A 17,005-nucleotide genomic window follows, 5' to 3' on the forward strand; every position below is an offset into this window, starting at 1 on the left:
TCCTTTGGATCAGAGCGGCCAGACGAAAAGGATCATCGGCAGCCCGACCGCGATGACCAGGACCTCAAGCGGCAGGCCCATGCGCCAGTAGTCGCCGAACTCATAGCCTCCGGGACCGAGGATCAGCATGTTGTTCTTGTGCCCGATGGGCGTGAGGAAGGCAGAGGAAGCAGCGACAGCCACCGCCATCAGAAACGGATCGGGGGAGGCCCCTAGCGCGCTGGCCATGGCGATGCCCACAGGGGCGGCGACGATGGCGGTCGCGGTGTTGTTCAAGACGTCCGACAGCGTCATCGTTACAACCATCAGCACCAGAAGCGCCACCCAGGCCGGTGCGCCCGTCGTCAGGCTGATGATGACTCCTGCGATCAGTTCCGTGCCGCCTGAACTTTCCAGCGCCGCGCCAAGCGGGATCATAGACCCCAGAAGCACGATCACGGGCCATTCGATATGCTCGTAGATCTCCGAAAGCGGCAGCACGCCTGCGACCACGTATCCGATGGCGACGGCGCCCAGCGCGACGGGCAGGTCGACAAGACCGAAACTTGCCGCGAAGACGGCTGCGCCGAAGATCGCGATGGCGGTCCAGACATGGGTCTCTTTCGTCACCATGAGACCGCGTTCCGCAAGCGGCATGCAGCCGAGCCAATCAACGACGTCATCCGCCGTATCCGCCGGGGCGAGCAGCAAAAGGATATCACCCGCGCGGATACTGGCCTTCCTCAGCGGCCCCTTCACCCGGTGACCGCGCCGCGAAATGCCCATCAGCGCGGTGCGATGACGCCAGATCAGCCCGACGCTTTCGATTGTCTTGCCCCGGATACGGGCATCGGTGGGCACCACCGCCTCGACCATCGCGTAACCCGCCTTTTCGGCCTCCAGATAGTGTTTGCGCCTATGGTCGGCGAAATCGAGTCCAAGCCCCGCGCGGAATTCATCGAGTGCTTCGGCCCCCGCCTCGACGAGGATCACGTCGCCAGGTTTGAGTTCGGTCTCGCGTCCGGCCCCGTAGCGGCGCTTGTCGCCGCGAATGAGCGCCATGACCGCAACCCCGGCCTTGTCGCCCTCGTCATAAAGCGCGCCCATGGTCTGACCGGCCAGTTTTGTATCCTTGGGCAGGGTCAATTCGGCGATGTAGGCGGCAGTCTCGCGGGTGCCGTTGGCATCCTCGCGATGGGGAATGAGGCGCCAGCCGACGAGCGCCACGAAGGCAAGCCCCGCAAGCGCCACGACCCCGCCCACCGGCGCGAAATCGAACATCGCGAAGCTTTCGCCCAGCGCGTCTTCGCGGATCGTGGCGATGATGATGTTGGGCGGTGTGCCGATCAGCGTCACCATACCGCCGAGGATGGTGGCGAAGGACAGGGGCATCAGTGACAGGCCGGGGCTGCGGCCCGCCTTGCGGGCGCTCGCGACATCGACGGGCATCAGGAGCGCCAAGGCCGCCACGTTGTTCATGAAGGCCGAGAGCACTCCGCCGACCGCGCCCATGATGGTGATATGCGCACCGAGCCCCCGGCCCGCGTCGATGAAGGTGCGGGTGATCAGCATTACCACGCCCGCCCGCGTCAGCCCGGCCGAGACGACAAGGACCAGCGCCACAACAAGAGTTGCGGGATGGCCGAACCCTTCGAAAGCGGTCTTGGCCGGCACGACCCCGATGATCACGGCGGCGATCAGTGCGGTGAAGGCCACAAGGTCATACCGCCACCGCCCCCAGATGAGGGCCGCGAAGACGAGCCCGAAGAGCGAGAAGAGGATGATCTGGTCCTGCGTCATGTTTTGGCCTGCCTTTCCCCTCCAGTGAAGCGGTGCGGCGCGGGCAATGCAAGCGCCCGGCCGGGCTTGCAGCCGGGCAGGGGCCTGACATATAGAGGCGCGAAACCCGAAATACCGACGGAGAAGGTCATGGCCGGCCATTCTAAATGGGCCAATATCCAGCACCGCAAGGGGCGGCAGGATGCGGCGCGTTCGAAACTTTTTTCCAAGCTCGCGAAGGAAATCACCGTCGCGGCGAAGATGGGTGATCCAGACCCCGAGAAAAATCCCCGTCTGCGGCTGGCGGTGAAGGCGGCCAAGGCCGTGTCCTGCCCCAAGGACGTGATCGAACGTGCGATCAAGAAATCCATGGGTGGCGACGCCGAGGACTACACCGAAATCCGCTACGAGGGTTACGGGCCCAATGGCATAGCGATCATCGTCGAGGCGATGACCGACAACCTAAACCGCACCGCGTCGAACGTGCGTTCGACCTTCACCAAGTTCGGCGGCAACCTTGGCACCACCGGTTCGGTGAGCTTCATGTTCGACCGGGTGGGCGAGATCACGTATCCGGCCTCGGCGGGCGATGCCGACACGGTAATGATGGCGGCGATCGAGGCCGGCGCGGATGATGTTGAATCGGACGAGGAAGGTCACTGGATCTACTGCGCCGATACCGAGTTGTCGGCTGTCTCTGACGCGCTCGAATCCGCGCTCGGCGAAAGCGAGGAAGCGAAGCTCATCTGGAAGCCGCAGAATCGCACCGATGTCGATTTGGAAACGGCTCAAAAGCTGATGCGCCTGATAGACACGCTGGAAGACGATGACGATGTCCAGACGGTTACCGCGAATTTCGACATCCCTGAGGATGTCGCGGCGCAACTGGCCTGATCCAGCGGAGACGCCTTCGGCATGGTCGTTTTCGATTTACGGGCCGCCCCTTGGGCGGCCCGTGTTGCATCCGGCAGGGGTATTTCATTCAAATTCAATCCGGCGGGATGGGAACGAAGGCTGGATACAGCAGCCGCGTGGAGTGGGATCAGGCCAGCCGTTTTCGGACCTTGCTTCCGGCACCCGGATCAGGTCATGTCGCGGCCATGACCACAGCCGACCAAAGCCGTCCGATTGCTGGCATCCTCTGGATGCTGGTCACGGGGCTTTGCTTTGTCGTCGTGACCGGGGTCGTGCGCCATCTCGGCACCGGGTTGCCAGCCGCGCAGTCTGCCTTCATCCGCTTTCTCTACGGCATCGTCTTTCTTGCTCCGACGCTCATTCCGGCATTGAAGCGCGGGATAGCACCGGAGGTCTGGAAACTCGCGCTGGGCCGGGGCGTGCTGCATGTCATGGCAGTAATCCTGTGGTTCTTCGCCATGGCCCGCATTCCGGTCGCCGAGGTCACGGCCATCGGCTACCTAAACCCGATCGTGGTGACGGTTGGCGCGGCGCTGTTTTTGGGCGAGCGGCTGGCATTCCGGCGGTTGGCGGCCATCGCCATCGCGCTCGTCGGAGCGCTCGTCATTCTCAGACCTGGATTTCGCGAGGTGATGCCAGGTCATCTGGGTCAGCTGGGGGCTGCGATCTGTTTCGGCCTATCCTACCTTATCGCCAAGCGTATGTCGGTGCTGGTCGCACCGGGCACGATCATCGCGCTGCTGTCGCTGATGGTGACGATCGGGCTGGCGCCGCTTGCCTGGGCGGTCTGGGTGCCGCCGACATGGGAACAGGTGGGCTGGCTCGGCGTGGTGGCAGCTTTCGCGACGCTCGGTCACTATACGATGGCGCGGGCCTTTGTGGCAGCGCCACTGACGGTGACGCAGCCGGTGACCTTCCTGCAGCTTGTCTGGGCAACGCTTCTGGGTTGGTTCGCCTTCGATGAGGCGGTGGACCCGCTGGTTCTGGCCGGCGGGGCTCTGATCATCGCCGCGATCAGCTACATGACGTGGCGCGAGGCACAGCTGAAGCGCCGGATCACGACCCCGCCGCCAGTTGCGGCGAAGCTATGAAAACCTGACCGCAAAGGAGAAGGCGATGACCGAAACAGATCCCACCCGTACCGGCGGCTGCCGTTGTGGCGCGGTCCGTTTTACCGTCAGTGCCGATCCCCTCATCACCATGGCCTGCCATTGCAAAGGCTGCCAGCGCATGACCGCGAGTGCCTTCTCGCTCAGTTCGCTGCACCGCGACGCGGATTTCACCGTTACCAAGGGCGAACCCGTCATCGGAGGGGCGAAGAACCCGGATGTGACGCATTACTGCTGCCCGGATTGCATGAGCTGGCTGTTCACTCGGCCCACGGGTCTGCCGGATTTCGTGAATGTCCGGGCGACGATGATGGATGATTGTACGGGCTATGTACCGTTCATCGAAACCCAGACCGATGAGATGCTGCCCTGGGCCAAGACCGGTGCGAAACACAGCTTTGCGCGTTTCCCCGCGATGGAGGAATTCCCGGCCCTGATGGCGGAATACGCCGAGCAGGGCCGGTAAAGGCTTTACCCCCGCGGGTCCAGCAGCCGTCCGATCACGCTCTCCCGCGTGATGCGGCCAAGTGTCCTGCCGCCTTCGGTGACGGCGAGCGCGGGGACCTCGCGCAGGCGCTCCATCACATCGCGGACGGGTGCTTCGGGGTCGACCTCCGGCGTGTTGGGCGCGCGCACCGTGACCGGCTCCATGATATCGCAAGCACGCAGAACGCCGAGCGGGTTCATATGGGCGACGAAATCGGCCACGTAATCCGACACCGGATTGGCAATGATCTCGCGCGCGGTGCCGCATTGCACGATCCGCCCGCCCTCCATCAGCGCGATGCGGTTGCCGATCTTGAAGGCCTCGTCCAGATCATGACTGACGAAGATGATCGTGCGATGGAGTTTTTCCTGCAGCTCCAGAAGCTCATCCTGCAAGCGGGTGCGGATCAGCGGGTCGAGGGCGGAGAAGGGTTCGTCCATCAGAAGGATCGGCGCCTCGGTTGCGAAGGCGCGGGCAAGGCCCACGCGCTGCTGCATGCCGCCCGACAGTTCGCCGACCTTGCGCTCGGCCCAGTCCGAGAGACCAACCAGCGCCAGCTGTTCATCGACCTTCGCCCGCCGGTCCGCCACCGACTGGCCGCCGAGTTCGAGGCCGAGGCCGACATTTTCGCGCACCGTCCGCCAGGGCAGAAGGCCGAATTGCTGAAAGACCATCGCCACGCATTCACGGCGGACACGCAGCAGGTCGGGCACCGAAGCACTGCCCACCTCGCAGGACCAGCCTTCGTCATGGATCGTCACCGCGCCACGGCAGACCGGGTTCAGACCGTTCACAGCGCGCAGAAGCGTCGACTTGCCGGAGCCCGACAGCCCCATCAGCACAAGGATTTCACCCTTGGCAACTGTCAGCGAACAATCGTGGACGCCAAGGACCTGCCCCGTCGCCTTCTGGATCTCGGCCCGGCTCATTCCCTGATCCATCATTGGCAGGGCGCGGTCAGGGTGATCGCCGAAGACGATATTGACCTTGTCGAATTCGACGGCGATCTCGGTCCCGTTCACCATATCCGCGCCCATCACATATCCCCCCGCCGCAACATGCGATCGAGCACGATGGCCACGACCACGATGACAAAGCCGCTTTCAAACCCAAGCGCGGTATTCACCGATTGCAGCGCACGCATGACAGGCACGCCAAGGCCGCTGGCGCCGACAAGGGCGGCGATGACGACCATCGACAGCGACAGCATGATGGTCTGGTTTAGTCCCGCCATGATCTGGGGAAAGGCGTAGGGAAGTTCGGCCTTCCAAAGAACCTGGCTCTTGGTCGCGCCGAAGGCCGTCAGTGCCTCGGTCAGCGCCTTGGGGGTGGAGGAGACACCAAGATGGGTCAGTCGGATCGGCGCGGGCAGGACGAAGACCACCGTGGCCAGAAGGCCCGGCACCATGCCGAGGCCGAAAAAGATGATCGCCGGAATAAGATAGACAAAGGTCGGCAGCGTCTGCATCAGGTCGAGGATTGGTTGCATCGCGGTGTAAAGCTTTGGCCGGTGCGCGGCGGCAATACCTATGGGCACGCCCACTGCCATGCAGACAATACAGGATGACAGGATCAGGGTCATGCTCTGCATCGTTTCATCCCAGTAGCCCTGATTGAGGATGAAGAGAAAGCCCAGAAGGACCAGCACACAAGTCTTCCAGCTGCGCTGAACCAGCCATGTGATGCCCACAAAGATCGCGACGATGATCAGGGGATGCGGAGTCTCCAGCAGCCAGAGTATGCCATTGATCATCCCGTCCATGACGTCGGAAATCAGCCGGAAGGCCGGCTTCAGATTGTCCTTCATCCAGTCGAAGATGGTCTTTGCGACCTTGCCGACCGGAATCTTGTAGTTCTCAAGCCAGAGATATTCGAGCCAGTCCATTCCTCATCCCCCGAAGGCATGGGCGGCCATGAAAGCCGCCCTGTTTTTCTTGTATTTATCATAAAGTCCCCTCTCCGCCGCAGGGAGGGTGGCGGAGAGGGGATCGCGCGAGCTGGGTGATGGCGTCAGTTCAGCGCGTCTTGCACGGCGGCCATCGCGTCGCCGCCATCTTTCGTCGTCACCCCGTCAAGCCAGGGGCCGAGCACATCGGAATTGGCCGCCAGCCAGGCCTTGGCCGCATCTTCCGGCGCTTCGCCGTCGTTCAGGATCGCACCCATGATTTCGTTTTCCATGGCCAGCGTGAAGGTGAGGTTGGTCAGCAATTTGCCGGTGTTCGGGCATTCGCCGACGTAACCCGCGCGGGTATTGGTGAAGACCTCGGCGCCGCCGTAGTTCGGGCCAAAGACATCGTCGCCGCCCGACAGGTAGGTCAGCTCGAAATTGGCGTTCATCGGATGCGGTTCCCAGCCGAGAAAGACGATCGGCTTGCCGTCGCTGTCTGCATTGCCGACCTGCGCCAGCATCCCCTGTTCGGAGCTTTCGATCACCTCGAAGCCCTCCAGCCCGAACTGGTTCGCCGCGATCATGTCGATGATCAGGCGGTTGCCGTCATTGCCCGGCTCGATCCCGTAGATCTTGCCTTCGAGCGCATCTTTCTGCGCGGCGATGTTGCCAAAATCGGTGATGCCGAGATCCGCGCCCGCCTTGTTGGTGGCAAGCGTGTATTTCGCGCCTTCCAGATTGCGTCCGATAGTCTCGACGGTGCCTGCTTCACGATAGGGGGCGATGTCGGCTTCCATCGTCGGCATCCAGTTGCCGAGGAAGACGTCGATATCTCCTTCGGCAAGGCCGGTATAGGTGACGGGCACCGAGAGCACCTTGACGTCGGTGTCGTATCCGAGCGCCTCGAGGATCGTCGTCGTGACTGCAGTCGTTGCGGTGATGTCGGTCCAGCCCACATCCGAGAAGGTCACAGTGTCGCAGCCGGCGGCGAAGGCCGGGGCGGCGGCGGTCAGCGCGGCCGTGGCTAGAAGCGTCGCCCGCAGGGTCTTGGTGAAGGTCATTGGTTGCTCCCTGTTTTCTTGATTGACGAGTCAATAAACTTTCAATTCACTGTTTCTGGCAAGGATTTTTTTCGCTCCCTGCCGAGAATCCAGCGTTTTGTGACCCTGAGCCTAGTTCAGAGACGGGGATTCTGAAAGAAACGACGTTCCTGGGTCGATTTTTCTTGATTGACGAGTCAATAAAAGGTCGGATAGCGAGGGAATCGTTGGAAAGGGGCGAGTCATGCCGAAAGTTGGGATGGAGCCGATTCGCAAGGCGGCATTGGTCAAGGCGACGATCACCGAGATCGGCCGCACCGGTTCGCTCGACGTGACGGTCAGCCAGATCGCGAAACGTGCTGGCATGTCCTCGGCCCTCGCGCATCACTATTTCGGATCGAAGGAACAGATTTTCCTCGCCGCGATGCGCCATGTCCTGACGCTCTACGGGGCCGAGGTGCGCGGTGCGCTGGCCGCCGCCGATGATGAGCGGGGCCGGATCAACGGCATCATCCGGGCGAGCTTCACCACCTCGAATTTCCGGCGTGAGGTGATCGGAGCCTGGCTGAATTTCTACGTTCTGGCGCAGCAGCAGGAAGAGGCCGCGCGGCTTCTGCAGGTCTATCAGCGGCGGATGCAGTCGAACCTTGTCCATGCACTAAAGCCGCTGGTTGGCGACCGGGCGGGGGCGCTGGCAGGCGGCATCGGTGCGATGATCGACGGCGTCTATATCCGCGAGGCGTTGAAGCACGGCACACCCGACGGTGTAGCCGCCGCCGCCATCGTCACCGACTATCTCGACCGCGAACTGGAGGCCCGATGAAGGCGCAACCGACAGCCAGCCATTTCGTCGATGGCGCCTATCTGGAAGACAAGTCCGGGGCGGCGATCGACGTCGTCTATCCGGCGACGGGCGAGGTGCTTGCTCGGGTGCACGAGGCGACGCCTGCGGTCATCGACCGGGCTTTGGCCTCGGCTGCGCGCGCTCAGAAGGACTGGGCGGCCCGCCCGCCGGTCGAACGCGCCCGCATCCTGCGCCGCGCCGCCGACATGATGCGCGAGCGGAACCGGGACCTGTCGGAGCTTGAGACACTCGATACCGGCAAGCCCCTGCAGGAAACGCTGGTGGCCGATGCGACGTCGGGGGCCGATGCGCTGGAATATTTCGCGGGTTTGGCGCCGACCGTTACTGGCGAAACGATCCCGCTTGGTCGCGATTTCGTCTATACGATCCGCGAGCCTCTGGGTGTTTGCGTCGGCATCGGTGCCTGGAATTATCCGACCCAGATCGCCTGCTGGAAAGGCGCGCCTGCCTTGGCGCTCGGCAATGCGATGGTCTTCAAGCCTTCTGAAGTTACGCCGCTATCTGCCTTGAAAGTTGCTGAAATTCTGGTTGAGGCCGGGTTGCCCTCCGGGCTCTATAACGTCGTTCAGGGGCGCGGCGCGGTTGGCGGCGCGCTGATCTCTGACCCGCGTGTGGCAAAGGTCTCGCTGACCGGATCCGTCGAAACCGGCAAGAAGGTCTATGCAACCGCCGCAGCAGGCATGCGTCATGTGACGATGGAACTGGGCGGTAAGTCGCCGCTTATCGTCTTCGACGACGCCGATATCGAGGATGCGGTGGGCGGCGCGATGCTCGGGAACTTCTATTCCTCGGGTCAGGTCTGTTCGAACGGCACCCGTGTCTTTGTTCAGAAAAGGATCAAGGAGCAGTTCCTTGCCCGGCTGAAGGAGCGCACGCAGGCGATCCGTCTGGGCGATCCTCTGGATGAGGCGACGCAGATGGGGCCGCTGGTATCCGAGGCACAGCTTGAGAAGGTGTTGTCCTATGTCCGGAAGGGTCAGGACGAGGGGGCGCGGCTGATCACCGGCGGCGGGCGCGGGCCGGTCAATTCCGGCTTCTATCTGGAACCGACGGTCTTCGCCGATGTCAGCGATGCGATGACCATCGCGCGGGAAGAGATATTTGGTCCGGTGATGGCGGTGCTGGATTTCGAAGATGAGGAAGAGGTTGTAACCCGCGCCAACGCAACGGAATTCGGCTTGTCAGCGGGCATCTTCACCCGTGATCTGACCCGTGCGCATCGGGTGATTGCCCGGCTTCAGGCCGGGTCCTGCTGGATCAACGCCTATAACCTCGCGCCGGTCGAGGCGCCCTTTGGCGGGGTGAAGCTGTCAGGCGTCGGGCGCGAGAATTCGAAACAGGCGATCGAGCACTACAGTCAGGTGAAGTCGATCTATGTCGGCATGGGCGCGGTCGAGGCGCCCTACTGAGAGGTCAGGCGGCGAGGTCTGGAACCAAAAGAAATGCGGGTGACGGTGTTCACCCGGGATGAAGTGGAGACGATGATGGAAGCCGATTATGTCGTTGTAGGTGCCGGGTCCGGTGGCTGCGCCATGGCCTATCGGCTGGCCGAGGCCGGGAAATCCGTGATCGTCATCGAACATGGCGGCACCGATGCCGGGCCCTTCATCCAGATGCCGGGGGCGCTCTCCTATCCGATGAACATGTCGCTCTATGACTGGGGGTTCCGGTCCGAGCCCGAGCCGAATCTGAACAACCGGCAACTGGCCACGCCGCGCGGGAAGGTGATCGGCGGTTCCTCCTCGATCAACGGCATGGTCTTCGTGCGCGGTCACGCCAAGGATTTCGACCACTGGGCCGAGGCGGGGGCCTCGGGCTGGTCCTATGCCGATGTCCTGCCCTATTACCGGCGGATGGAGACCTGGCATGGCGGCAATGGCGCGGCCAGTGAGTTCCGGGGCAATTCCGGCCCCCTCCATGTCTCGCGCGGGCCACGCAAGAACCCACTTTTTCATGCCTTTGTCGAAGCCGGGCGGCAGGCGGGTTACGAGGTTACCGAGGATTATAACGGCGAGAAGCAGGAAGGCTTTGGCCCCTTTGAAGCGACGATTCACAAGGGCCAGCGCTGGTCGGCGGCAAATGCTTATCTGAAGCCCGCGCTTAAGCGCGAGAACTGCACTCTGGTTCGGGCTTTTGCCCGCAAGGTGGTGATCCGCGAGGGCAGGGCGGTCGGCGTCGAGGTCGAGCGGTCCGGCCGGGTCGAGGTGATCACGGCCCGCGCCGAGGTGGTGCTTGCGGCGTCCTCGATCAATACGCCGAAGCTTCTGATGCTGTCCGGTATTGGACCCGCCGCGCACCTGGCGGAACACGGGATCGGGGTTCTTGCGGACCGCAAGGGGGTGGGTGCGAACCTGCAGGATCACCTTGAAATCTATATGCAATTTGCCTCAAAACAGCCGATCACGCTTTATAAATACTGGAACCTCTGGGGTAAGGCCTTTGTCGGCGCGCAGTGGCTTTTTACCCGCACCGGTCTCGGTGCCTCGAACCAGTTTGAAAGCTGCGCCTTCATCCGGTCGGACAAGGGGGTCGACTACCCCGATATCCAGTACCATTTCCTGCCGATCGCGGTGCGCTATGACGGCAAGGCGGCAGCCGAGGGTCATGGCTTTCAGGCCCATACCGGGCCAATGCGGTCGAAATCGCGCGGCGCCGTGACGCTTCGTTCCGCCGATCCGCGCGAAGCGCCGGTGATCCGCTTCAACTACATGTCCCATCCCGACGATTGGGAAGAGTTCCGCAAATGCGTACGCCTGACGCGCGAGATCTTCGCGCAGGAGGCGTTTGAGCCTTTCGTCAAGCATGAGATTCAGCCCGGTCAAGGCGTTGAAAGCGATGAAAAAATCGACGCCTTCATCCGCGAGCACGCCGAAAGCGCCTATCACCCCTGCGGCACGGCGAAGATGGGGCGGCGTGACGATCCAATGGCGGTGGTCGATCCGGAGTGCCGGGTGATCGGGATCGAGGGGCTGCGCGTCGCCGACAGCTCGATCTTCCCGCGCATCACCAACGGCAACCTCAACGCGCCCTCGATCATGGTGGGCGAGAAGGCCGCCGATCACGTGCTGGGCAGGGGCATGCTCGCCCCCGCCAATTCCGAGCCGTGGAATTCGCCGCGCTGGAAAACCGCGCAGCGTTGAGCGCTGGCCCGCGTCCGATTGCCGTCTGGTATCCGTCCAGCATCCGTCCCGACAGATGTCGGGCGCGGGATGGCGCCTGCGCGAAACCTGGCCACCGGGTCCGCGCCCCGGATTGCGCCTGCCACCCGTTCGGGTACCATCGGTGAAAAGAGCAAATGGCAGGCAGGATCATGGATATCAGCAGACGGCATTTCACATTCTCTCTCACCGCCTTCGGGCTTGCCGCCTGCACCAGCACGGCCCCCATCGCCTCGCGCAACACCGGGGGACTGGCGGCTGATCTGCGCCCCGTGGCCAATTCCGGCTATGACGCCTGGGTCGCGGGGTTCCGGGCGCGGGCCGGGGGCTACGGCATATCCGACGCGACCTTCGCCGCGGGATTTCGCAATGCGGGGTTCCTGCCCGGCGTGATCGAGCGCGACCGTAACCAGACGGAGTTCACGCGCACGCTGGAGGACTATCTTTCCATCGCGGTTTCGGACGAGCGGGTGGCGAAGGGCCGGGCGGCCTATGCCCGTCACGGGGCCACGCTGTCGGCGCTGGAGGCGCGTTACGGTGTCGATGCCCATATCATCACGGCAATCTGGGGGCTGGAGAGTTTCTACGGCGAGAGGCGCGGCGATGTGCCGGTGATCTCGGCCCTTTCGACGCTCGCCTATGACGGGCGGCGGGGTGCGTTCTTCGAAAGCCAGCTCGTCGCGGCGCTGAAGATCCTGCAGAACGGCGACATCACGACCGAGCGGATGACCGGAAGCTGGGCGGGTGCGATGGGGCATACCCAATTCATCCCGACTTCGTATCTCGCCTATGCGGTCGACTACACCGGTGACGGGCGGCGCGATATCTGGTCCGAGGACCCGAGTGATGCGCTCGCCTCCACTGCCGCCTATCTGTCGCGGAGCGGCTGGCAGCGCGGCGTCCGCTGGGGCGCCGAGGCGGGCGAGGGCGCTGCGGGCAACGTGATCCAGCCACAGCCGGGCGGCCCGCGTTTTGCCGTGACCGGGAATTTCACGGCGATCAAGCGCTACAACAATTCCGATGCCTATGCGATCGGGGTGGGGCATCTGGCCGACCGGATCGGCGGAGCGGGACCCTTGCGTGGCACGTTCCCGCCCGATGCCTATGGCATGAGCAAGGCCGACCGCATCGCTTTGCAGCGCGGCCTGACCGCGCGAGGCTTTGATACCGGCGGCACCGATGGCGTGATCGGGCCGAAGACCCGCGAGGCAATCAGCGCTTATCAGGCCTCCCGTGGCCTTGCGGTGACGGGTGAGCCATCGCTTACGCTGCTGCGGGCGCTTTAGGAGACGTTGACACCTTGTTTCGTCCCGCCTTCGGCGGGCCGACCCGCCGGGAGGGCGCTGCCCTCCCGGACCCTCCCGGAGTATTTGCAAACAGAAGAAATCAGTGGATCAGGCTGTGGGCACCAACCGGGCGGGGATGAGACCGCGCAGGGCGTTGCCCATGAACAGGCGGCGCGCACGGGGCAGGTCCTTGGCGCGGACCACCTTTTCGCGGACGCGGCCCTCATGGATCAATTCAGCGCGGAGGATGCCCGGGAGGCAGCCGGAGGTGAGCGGCGGCGTCACAAGGCCGTTGCCGAAATCGGCAAAGAGATTGGTGATCGTGCCTTCGGCCGCCTCGCCGCGCGTGTTGAGGAACAGCGCCTCGTCGATTCCGGTGGGCAAGGTGGCCCGGGTCTGGTCATAGAGCGCGCGTTCGGTCGTCTTGTGTGCAAGGAGGGGCGCGTCGGGGTTGAGCTTTTCGCTGGCAAGGATCACCCGCCATTCAGGCGGGTTCGGGGTCAGCAGGCTTGTCGTAACCTCGGCATCACCCGCCCGACCGATGGTCAGCCGCACACGGAGCGGCCTTGTGCCGGTCACGGTCGCGAGCGCCGTGTCGATGGCGGTCTGGTCCCAGGTAAAGCCCAGCGCGGCAGCAGAGGCACGGGCGCGGGCCAGATGGGCGTTCAGCCAGGAAAAGCAGTCGCCATCCCAGCCGAAGGTTTCGATCAGTCTTGTATCAGCTCGGCAAATCGGGCTTTCCACAGCGCCTCCTCATATTCGCCCGCCGCAGTGGAATCGGCTACGATGCCCCCGCCCACACCGAACTCCACTTCCGTCTCGCCGTAAAGTGTCAAGGTGCGGATTGAGACATTGAAACTGGATGCGCCATCCGGCCCCATCCAGCCGATCGCGCCGCAATAGGCGCCGCGGGGACCGGATTCGAGTTCGCGGATGATCTCCATCGCGCGGATCTTCGGTGCGCCGGTGATCGAGCCGCAGGGAAAGAGCGCACGAAAGAGCGCCGAGGGTTCGGTGCCGGGCTGTAGCTGTCCGGTCACGCGACTGACCATCTGATGCACGGTGGCATAGCTTTCGATGGCGTAAAGTTCGGGCACCCTGACCGAACCGATTTCGCAGATGCGCGATATATCGTTGCGCAAAAGATCAACGATCATAAGGTTTTCGGCGCGGTTCTTAAGGCTTTGCTGAAGCTCCATCTTTAGCGCCGCATCATGGGCAGGGTTGGAGGCGCGGGGTGCGGTGCCCTTCATTGGCCGGGTCTCGATCCGGCCCCGGGCATCGGTCGCGAAGAAAAGCTCGGGTGAGCGCGAGACGAGGACTGGCAGATCGTCGAGTGCCACGAAGGCGCCGTGGCGGACCGGCTGCCGCGCTGCAAGTGCGCCGTATAGTCCAAGTGCGCTGCCGGACCGCGTGGCCCACATCTGCATCGTCAGGTTCGCCTGATAGATATCCCCGGCGCCGATGTAGTCATGGATGCGCGCCAGCGCTGCGCCGTGATCTGCGGCGCTCCAGACCGGCTCGGGGCGGCTGAGGCGCGCCGCACCGGCTTCGGCGGCGGCCTCTGCAAGTGCGCCACCAGCGTTTTTGGGCGCGTCGTAGATGCCAAAGGCCAGAAGCGGTACGCGGCGCCCCTCAGGCATTAGGGCCTCAAGGCGTGGTTCGAGCGCATAGCCAAGCTCATAGGATGCGAAACCTGCGATCCAAAGCCCGTCGGCTTGCGCCTTGTCGAGGGCGGCAAGCGCGGGTGCGACCTCCTCCGGCCCGTCAGCACGGATCAGCCGCCGGGGGCGGTCGAAGAGCGCAGGCGCGCCGTCCGGGCCATGTTCGAGCAGGATCATACGGGTCGTCACCGCCTTGGGAATCGCGCGGCGAACTTGGGCGCTTGGGCCCGCGAGCGCAAGCGCGTTGCCGTCGCTTTTCATGTCATTCGCGTCGACAGGGGATGCCGGTTTGACCGAGGTCAAGGTTTGCGGTGCAGCGACCTTCCATAAATCGGGGGAACGTCAATATGGAGCGCGATGATGTCGAATACCCCGCATGAACTGCATGAAGAGTTTCCCGCCGAAGCCGACAAGATCCACGAGCTGAAGGTCTCGAACGCGCATTTCGCCCGGCTGGCCGAGGAATACCATGCGGTCAATCGCGATGTGCACCGTGCCGAGACCGGGGTCGAGCCGGTTGCCGACATGGTTGAAACCGAGATGCGAAAGAAACGTGCCCATTTGAAGGATGAGATCGCGCGGATGCTGGCGGCGGTCTGACAACGGGGCACCGGATAATCAGGGCGGGGCGCGAAAAAGTTTTGGTCAAAACTTTTTACGCCTGCCGGAAGGATTTTGGTTCAAAATCCTTCCGGTCCCACGTTTTGGGGCAAGGGCCTATTCCGTCGGCGGTTCCACCGCTTCCTGAAAGCGGGTGAAGAACTGGTCGGCCATCTTGCGGGCAAACCCGTCGATCAGGCGGGCGCCAAGCTGGGCGATCTTGCCGCCGACCCGGGCCTCGACCTCATAGACGAGATCGGTGCCCCCTTCGGCATCCGCCAGCCGCACTTTCGCCGCGCCCTTGGCAAAGCCCGCGACCCCGCCCGAGCCTTCGCCGGTGATCGTGTAGCTTTGGCCCGCAACGATGTCCGACAGCGTGACGCTGCCCTTGAAGGTCGCCTTAACCGGGCCGACCTTCTGCACGACGGTTGCGCTGAACCCCTCTTCTGGTGAGCCGGTCAGTTCGGTGCAGCCGGGAATGGCAGCTTTCAGTGTTTCGGCATCGTTGAGCCGCGCCCAGACCGTGGCGCGGGGGGCGGCGATGATGCGGTTGCCGGTCAGGTCCATTTACTGCGTCCTTTGCGTTTCAGTCGATTTCGTAGGGCAGGAGGCCGCGCCGGTCGGGATTGACGCGCAGCCGACGTTCCAGCGGCGGAACCGAGCGCTGGTGGCAATCCTTCCTTTCGCAGATGCGGCAGGAAATACCGATCGGCTCGAAGGCGCGGGAATTCGTCAGGTCCAGATCGTCGGCATAGACGAGGCCCTTGGCGTGGCTCACCTCGCAGCCAAGTCCGATCGCGTAGCGCCGGACCGGTGCGTGGAACGACCCACCGGGTTTCGAGACGTCGCGGGCAAGGCAGAGATACCGTACCCCGTCCGGCGTCTCGGCCAGTTGCCTCAGAAAGCGGCCCGGCGTTTCAAAGGCACGGTGCACGTTCCAAAGGGGGCAGGCGCCGCCAAACCGGGCGAATTGCAGACGTGTCGCCGAATGGCGCTTGGTGATCGTGCCAGCCTGATCGACGCGGACGAAGAAGAAGGGGATGCCCTTCAGCCCCGGCCTCTGCATCGTCGAGAGCCTGTGGGCGACCTGTTCGATCGAGGCGCCGAAGCGGTCGGCGAGCCGCTCCAGATCGTGCCGGGTTTCCTCTGCCGCCTCAAGGAAGGTGCGGTAGGGCAGAAGTGCCGCCCCGGCGTAATAGTTGGCGAGCCCGATCTTGGCGATGGAGCGGGCGGCTTCCGACTGAAAGCGCGCGAGGTCCAGCGTCGCTTCCAAAAGCTCGTTCTGGGTCACGAGGGCAAGCTGGTGCAGAAGCTGGAAGCGCCGGGTTTCGGGCGCGGAGCGGGTGGAAAGCGTGATGCGCCGGTCGGCGACCGCACGGATGTCGCTGTCATCGGACAGCACCACCTCGATCCCCTTTTCGGCCAGAGCCGCGCGGGCCCGGGCCTCGGGGTCGGCGCCCCGGCCCTGCGCCTCGGCAAAGCGTTCGGCGGCGCGGTCGACCGCGTCGAGATAGTTGTCGCAATAATGGAAGAAGTCGCGCACCTCTTCCCAGGGCGAGGCGCGGGCGGGGCTTTCCTCGCGGCCCAGCGCCTCGTCGAGCGAGGCGAGCCGTTCATGGGTCTGCCGGTAGGCACGGTGCAGTTCGAGAAATGCACGCGCCAGCATCGGCGCATTCGAGGCAGCGAGCCTGAGATCGGCGAGTGGCGGTGCGCTGTCGGCAAAGACCGGATCGGCCAGCGCCTCGCGCATATCCGAGACGAGCCGTTCGGCATCGCCCGAGGAAAGTTCAGTTACATCGAGGCCGAATTCCCCCGCCAGCGCCAGCACCACGGCGGCGGAGACCGGGCGGTGATTGTTCTCCATCTGGTTCAGATAGGGCAGCGACACGCCGAGCTTGGCGGCGAAAGCCTTCTGCGTCAGCCCCAGACGGTTGCGCGTTTCGCGCAGCTTCACACCGGCATAGAGTTTCTGGGTGGCCATCATCCTTCCCCCGGGGCTTTGCGAAGCGGACGATAGCCTTTGCAAATCCGGTCGCCAAGGGGATTGGCGCGTGTGACGGCGATCTCCGGCAGATGGTTCAGATGCCAGAGCGAGCAATTGAGTAAGCAAGATTGCACCACTCTCGATTCAAGCACTAAAATCCTAAGTGGCGCGGTTCCGAAACATTCAATGTGCGCACGAATGGCATTCGGCGCGCTGCTCTCGCCATGATCTAAACTTCCCAGTCTGACCCT

16 protein-coding genes are annotated in these 17,005 nt (G+C 63.6%); 8 read left to right on the top strand and 8 right to left on the bottom strand.

Going from position 1 to position 17,005, the window contains the following annotated elements; all coding sequences use genetic code 11:
* Positions 1–9: 9 nt before the first annotated feature.
* Entirely contained in the window at positions 10–1,779 is a 1,770-nt protein-coding gene (locus OEZ71_RS19615) for an SLC13 family permease (RefSeq protein ID WP_263741776.1), read from the bottom strand.
* Positions 1,780–1,908: 129 nt separating this feature from the next.
* Here OEZ71_RS19615 and OEZ71_RS19620 point away from each other — a divergent pair, with 129 nt between their 5' ends.
* The 3 genes from OEZ71_RS19620 to OEZ71_RS19630 all read left to right on the top strand — a co-directional run bounded on the left by OEZ71_RS19620 (position 1,909) and on the right by OEZ71_RS19630 (position 4,248).
* The gene (locus OEZ71_RS19620) at positions 1,909–2,652 is read left to right on the top strand and encodes a YebC/PmpR family DNA-binding transcriptional regulator (protein WP_263741777.1); all 744 of its coding nucleotides are present in this window, start codon (positions 1,909–1,911) and stop codon (positions 2,650–2,652) included.
* Between the two features lie 206 nt (positions 2,653–2,858).
* A complete protein-coding gene (locus OEZ71_RS19625) occupies positions 2,859–3,764 on the top strand; it encodes a DMT family transporter (RefSeq protein WP_263741778.1) in 906 nt (301 codons plus the stop codon).
* Between the two features lie 25 nt (positions 3,765–3,789).
* Complete coding sequence (locus OEZ71_RS19630; RefSeq protein ID WP_263741779.1) at positions 3,790–4,248, top strand: GFA family protein; 459 nt, start codon at positions 3,790–3,792, stop codon at positions 4,246–4,248.
* A gap of 5 nt (positions 4,249–4,253) precedes the next feature.
* Here the strand turns inward: OEZ71_RS19630 and choV are convergent, their stop codons facing one another.
* The 3 genes from choV to choX all read right to left on the bottom strand — a co-directional run bounded on the left by choV (position 4,254) and on the right by choX (position 7,218).
* A complete protein-coding gene (gene choV / locus OEZ71_RS19635) occupies positions 4,254–5,306 on the bottom strand; it encodes a choline ABC transporter ATP-binding protein (protein WP_263741780.1) in 1,053 nt (350 codons plus the stop codon).
* Positions 5,306–6,154, bottom strand: coding sequence for a choline ABC transporter permease subunit (gene choW, locus OEZ71_RS19640; protein WP_263741781.1), 849 nt, complete (start codon positions 6,152–6,154; stop codon positions 5,306–5,308). The genes choV and choW overlap by 1 nt, the downstream gene beginning before the upstream one ends.
* Positions 6,155–6,279: 125 nt before the next feature.
* Positions 6,280–7,218 (bottom strand): choline ABC transporter substrate-binding protein, encoded by a 939-nt coding sequence (gene choX, locus OEZ71_RS19645; RefSeq protein WP_263741782.1) that lies wholly within the window; start codon positions 7,216–7,218, stop codon positions 6,280–6,282.
* A 223-nt stretch (positions 7,219–7,441) separates the two neighbouring features.
* Between choX and betI the strand changes: the two genes are divergently transcribed.
* The 4 genes from betI (at position 7,442) to OEZ71_RS19665 (ending at position 12,506) form a co-directional block, all read left to right on the top strand.
* Positions 7,442–8,020 carry a choline-binding transcriptional repressor BetI gene (gene betI / locus OEZ71_RS19650; protein WP_263741783.1) on the top strand — a complete coding sequence of 193 codons (579 nt, stop codon included), beginning with the start codon at positions 7,442–7,444 and terminating at the stop codon, positions 8,018–8,020.
* Positions 8,017–9,471, top strand: coding sequence for a betaine-aldehyde dehydrogenase (betB, locus tag OEZ71_RS19655; RefSeq protein WP_263741784.1), 1,455 nt, complete (start codon positions 8,017–8,019; stop codon positions 9,469–9,471). The genes betI and betB overlap by 4 nt, the downstream gene beginning before the upstream one ends.
* 75 nt (positions 9,472–9,546) lie before the next feature.
* On the top strand, positions 9,547–11,202 hold the full coding sequence (betA, locus tag OEZ71_RS19660; RefSeq protein ID WP_263741837.1) for a choline dehydrogenase: 1,656 nt from the start codon (positions 9,547–9,549) through the stop codon (positions 11,200–11,202).
* Between the two features lie 170 nt (positions 11,203–11,372).
* Positions 11,373–12,506 (top strand): lytic murein transglycosylase, encoded by a 1,134-nt coding sequence (locus OEZ71_RS19665; protein ID WP_263741785.1) that lies wholly within the window; start codon positions 11,373–11,375, stop codon positions 12,504–12,506.
* 108 nt (positions 12,507–12,614) lie between these two features.
* Here the strand turns inward: OEZ71_RS19665 and OEZ71_RS19670 are convergent, their stop codons facing one another.
* Both OEZ71_RS19670 and OEZ71_RS19675 read right to left on the bottom strand, forming a co-directional pair.
* Positions 12,615–13,250: an aminotransferase class IV gene (locus OEZ71_RS19670; RefSeq protein ID WP_263741786.1), complete on the bottom strand. Its 636-nt coding sequence runs from the start codon at positions 13,248–13,250 to the stop codon at positions 12,615–12,617.
* Positions 13,214–14,347 (bottom strand): aminodeoxychorismate synthase component I, encoded by a 1,134-nt coding sequence (locus OEZ71_RS19675; protein WP_263741838.1) that lies wholly within the window; start codon positions 14,345–14,347, stop codon positions 13,214–13,216. The genes OEZ71_RS19670 and OEZ71_RS19675 overlap by 37 nt, the downstream gene beginning before the upstream one ends.
* 183 nt (positions 14,348–14,530) lie before the next feature.
* On the opposite strand from OEZ71_RS19675, the gene OEZ71_RS19680 reads away from it, so the two are divergent.
* A complete protein-coding gene (locus OEZ71_RS19680) occupies positions 14,531–14,770 on the top strand; it encodes a YdcH family protein (protein WP_263741787.1) in 240 nt (79 codons plus the stop codon).
* A 117-nt stretch (positions 14,771–14,887) separates the two neighbouring features.
* On the opposite strand, the gene OEZ71_RS19685 is transcribed toward OEZ71_RS19680, so the two are convergent.
* Together OEZ71_RS19685 and OEZ71_RS19690 are read right to left on the bottom strand one after the other, a co-directional pair.
* Positions 14,888–15,337, bottom strand: coding sequence for a CoxG family protein (locus tag OEZ71_RS19685; protein WP_263741788.1), 450 nt, complete (start codon positions 15,335–15,337; stop codon positions 14,888–14,890).
* A gap of 19 nt (positions 15,338–15,356) precedes the next feature.
* Positions 15,357–16,751 carry a helix-turn-helix domain-containing protein gene (locus OEZ71_RS19690; RefSeq protein WP_263741789.1) on the bottom strand — a complete coding sequence of 465 codons (1,395 nt, stop codon included), beginning with the start codon at positions 16,749–16,751 and terminating at the stop codon, positions 15,357–15,359.
* Positions 16,752–17,005: the final 254 nt, after the last annotated feature.

The organism is Albidovulum litorale (assembly GCF_025751495.1).
Lineage (GTDB): Bacteria > Pseudomonadota > Alphaproteobacteria > Rhodobacterales > Rhodobacteraceae > Albidovulum > Albidovulum litorale.

Coding starts and splice junctions, on each gene's coding strand:
- OEZ71_RS19615 (WP_263741776.1), bottom strand. CDS start 1,779: ATGACGCAGGACCAGATCATCCTCTTCTCGCTCTTCGGGCTCGTCTTC.
- OEZ71_RS19620 (WP_263741777.1), top strand. CDS start 1,909: ATGGCCGGCCATTCTAAATGGGCCAATATCCAGCACCGCAAGGGGCGG.
- OEZ71_RS19625 (WP_263741778.1), top strand. CDS start 2,859: ATGACCACAGCCGACCAAAGCCGTCCGATTGCTGGCATCCTCTGGATG.
- OEZ71_RS19630 (WP_263741779.1), top strand. CDS start 3,790: ATGACCGAAACAGATCCCACCCGTACCGGCGGCTGCCGTTGTGGCGCG.
- choV (WP_263741780.1), bottom strand. CDS start 5,306: ATGGGCGCGGATATGGTGAACGGGACCGAGATCGCCGTCGAATTCGAC.
- choW (WP_263741781.1), bottom strand. CDS start 6,154: ATGGACTGGCTCGAATATCTCTGGCTTGAGAACTACAAGATTCCGGTC.
- choX (WP_263741782.1), bottom strand. CDS start 7,218: ATGACCTTCACCAAGACCCTGCGGGCGACGCTTCTAGCCACGGCCGCG.
- betI (WP_263741783.1), top strand. CDS start 7,442: ATGCCGAAAGTTGGGATGGAGCCGATTCGCAAGGCGGCATTGGTCAAG.
- betB (WP_263741784.1), top strand. CDS start 8,017: ATGAAGGCGCAACCGACAGCCAGCCATTTCGTCGATGGCGCCTATCTG.
- betA (WP_263741837.1), top strand. CDS start 9,547: ATGGAAGCCGATTATGTCGTTGTAGGTGCCGGGTCCGGTGGCTGCGCC.
- OEZ71_RS19665 (WP_263741785.1), top strand. CDS start 11,373: ATGGATATCAGCAGACGGCATTTCACATTCTCTCTCACCGCCTTCGGG.
- OEZ71_RS19675 (WP_263741838.1), bottom strand. CDS start 14,347: ATGATCCTGCTCGAACATGGCCCGGACGGCGCGCCTGCGCTCTTCGAC.
- OEZ71_RS19680 (WP_263741787.1), top strand. CDS start 14,531: ATGTCGAATACCCCGCATGAACTGCATGAAGAGTTTCCCGCCGAAGCC.
- OEZ71_RS19685 (WP_263741788.1), bottom strand. CDS start 15,337: ATGGACCTGACCGGCAACCGCATCATCGCCGCCCCCCGCGCCACGGTC.
- OEZ71_RS19690 (WP_263741789.1), bottom strand. CDS start 16,751: ATGGCCACCCAGAAACTCTATGCCGGTGTGAAGCTGCGCGAAACGCGC.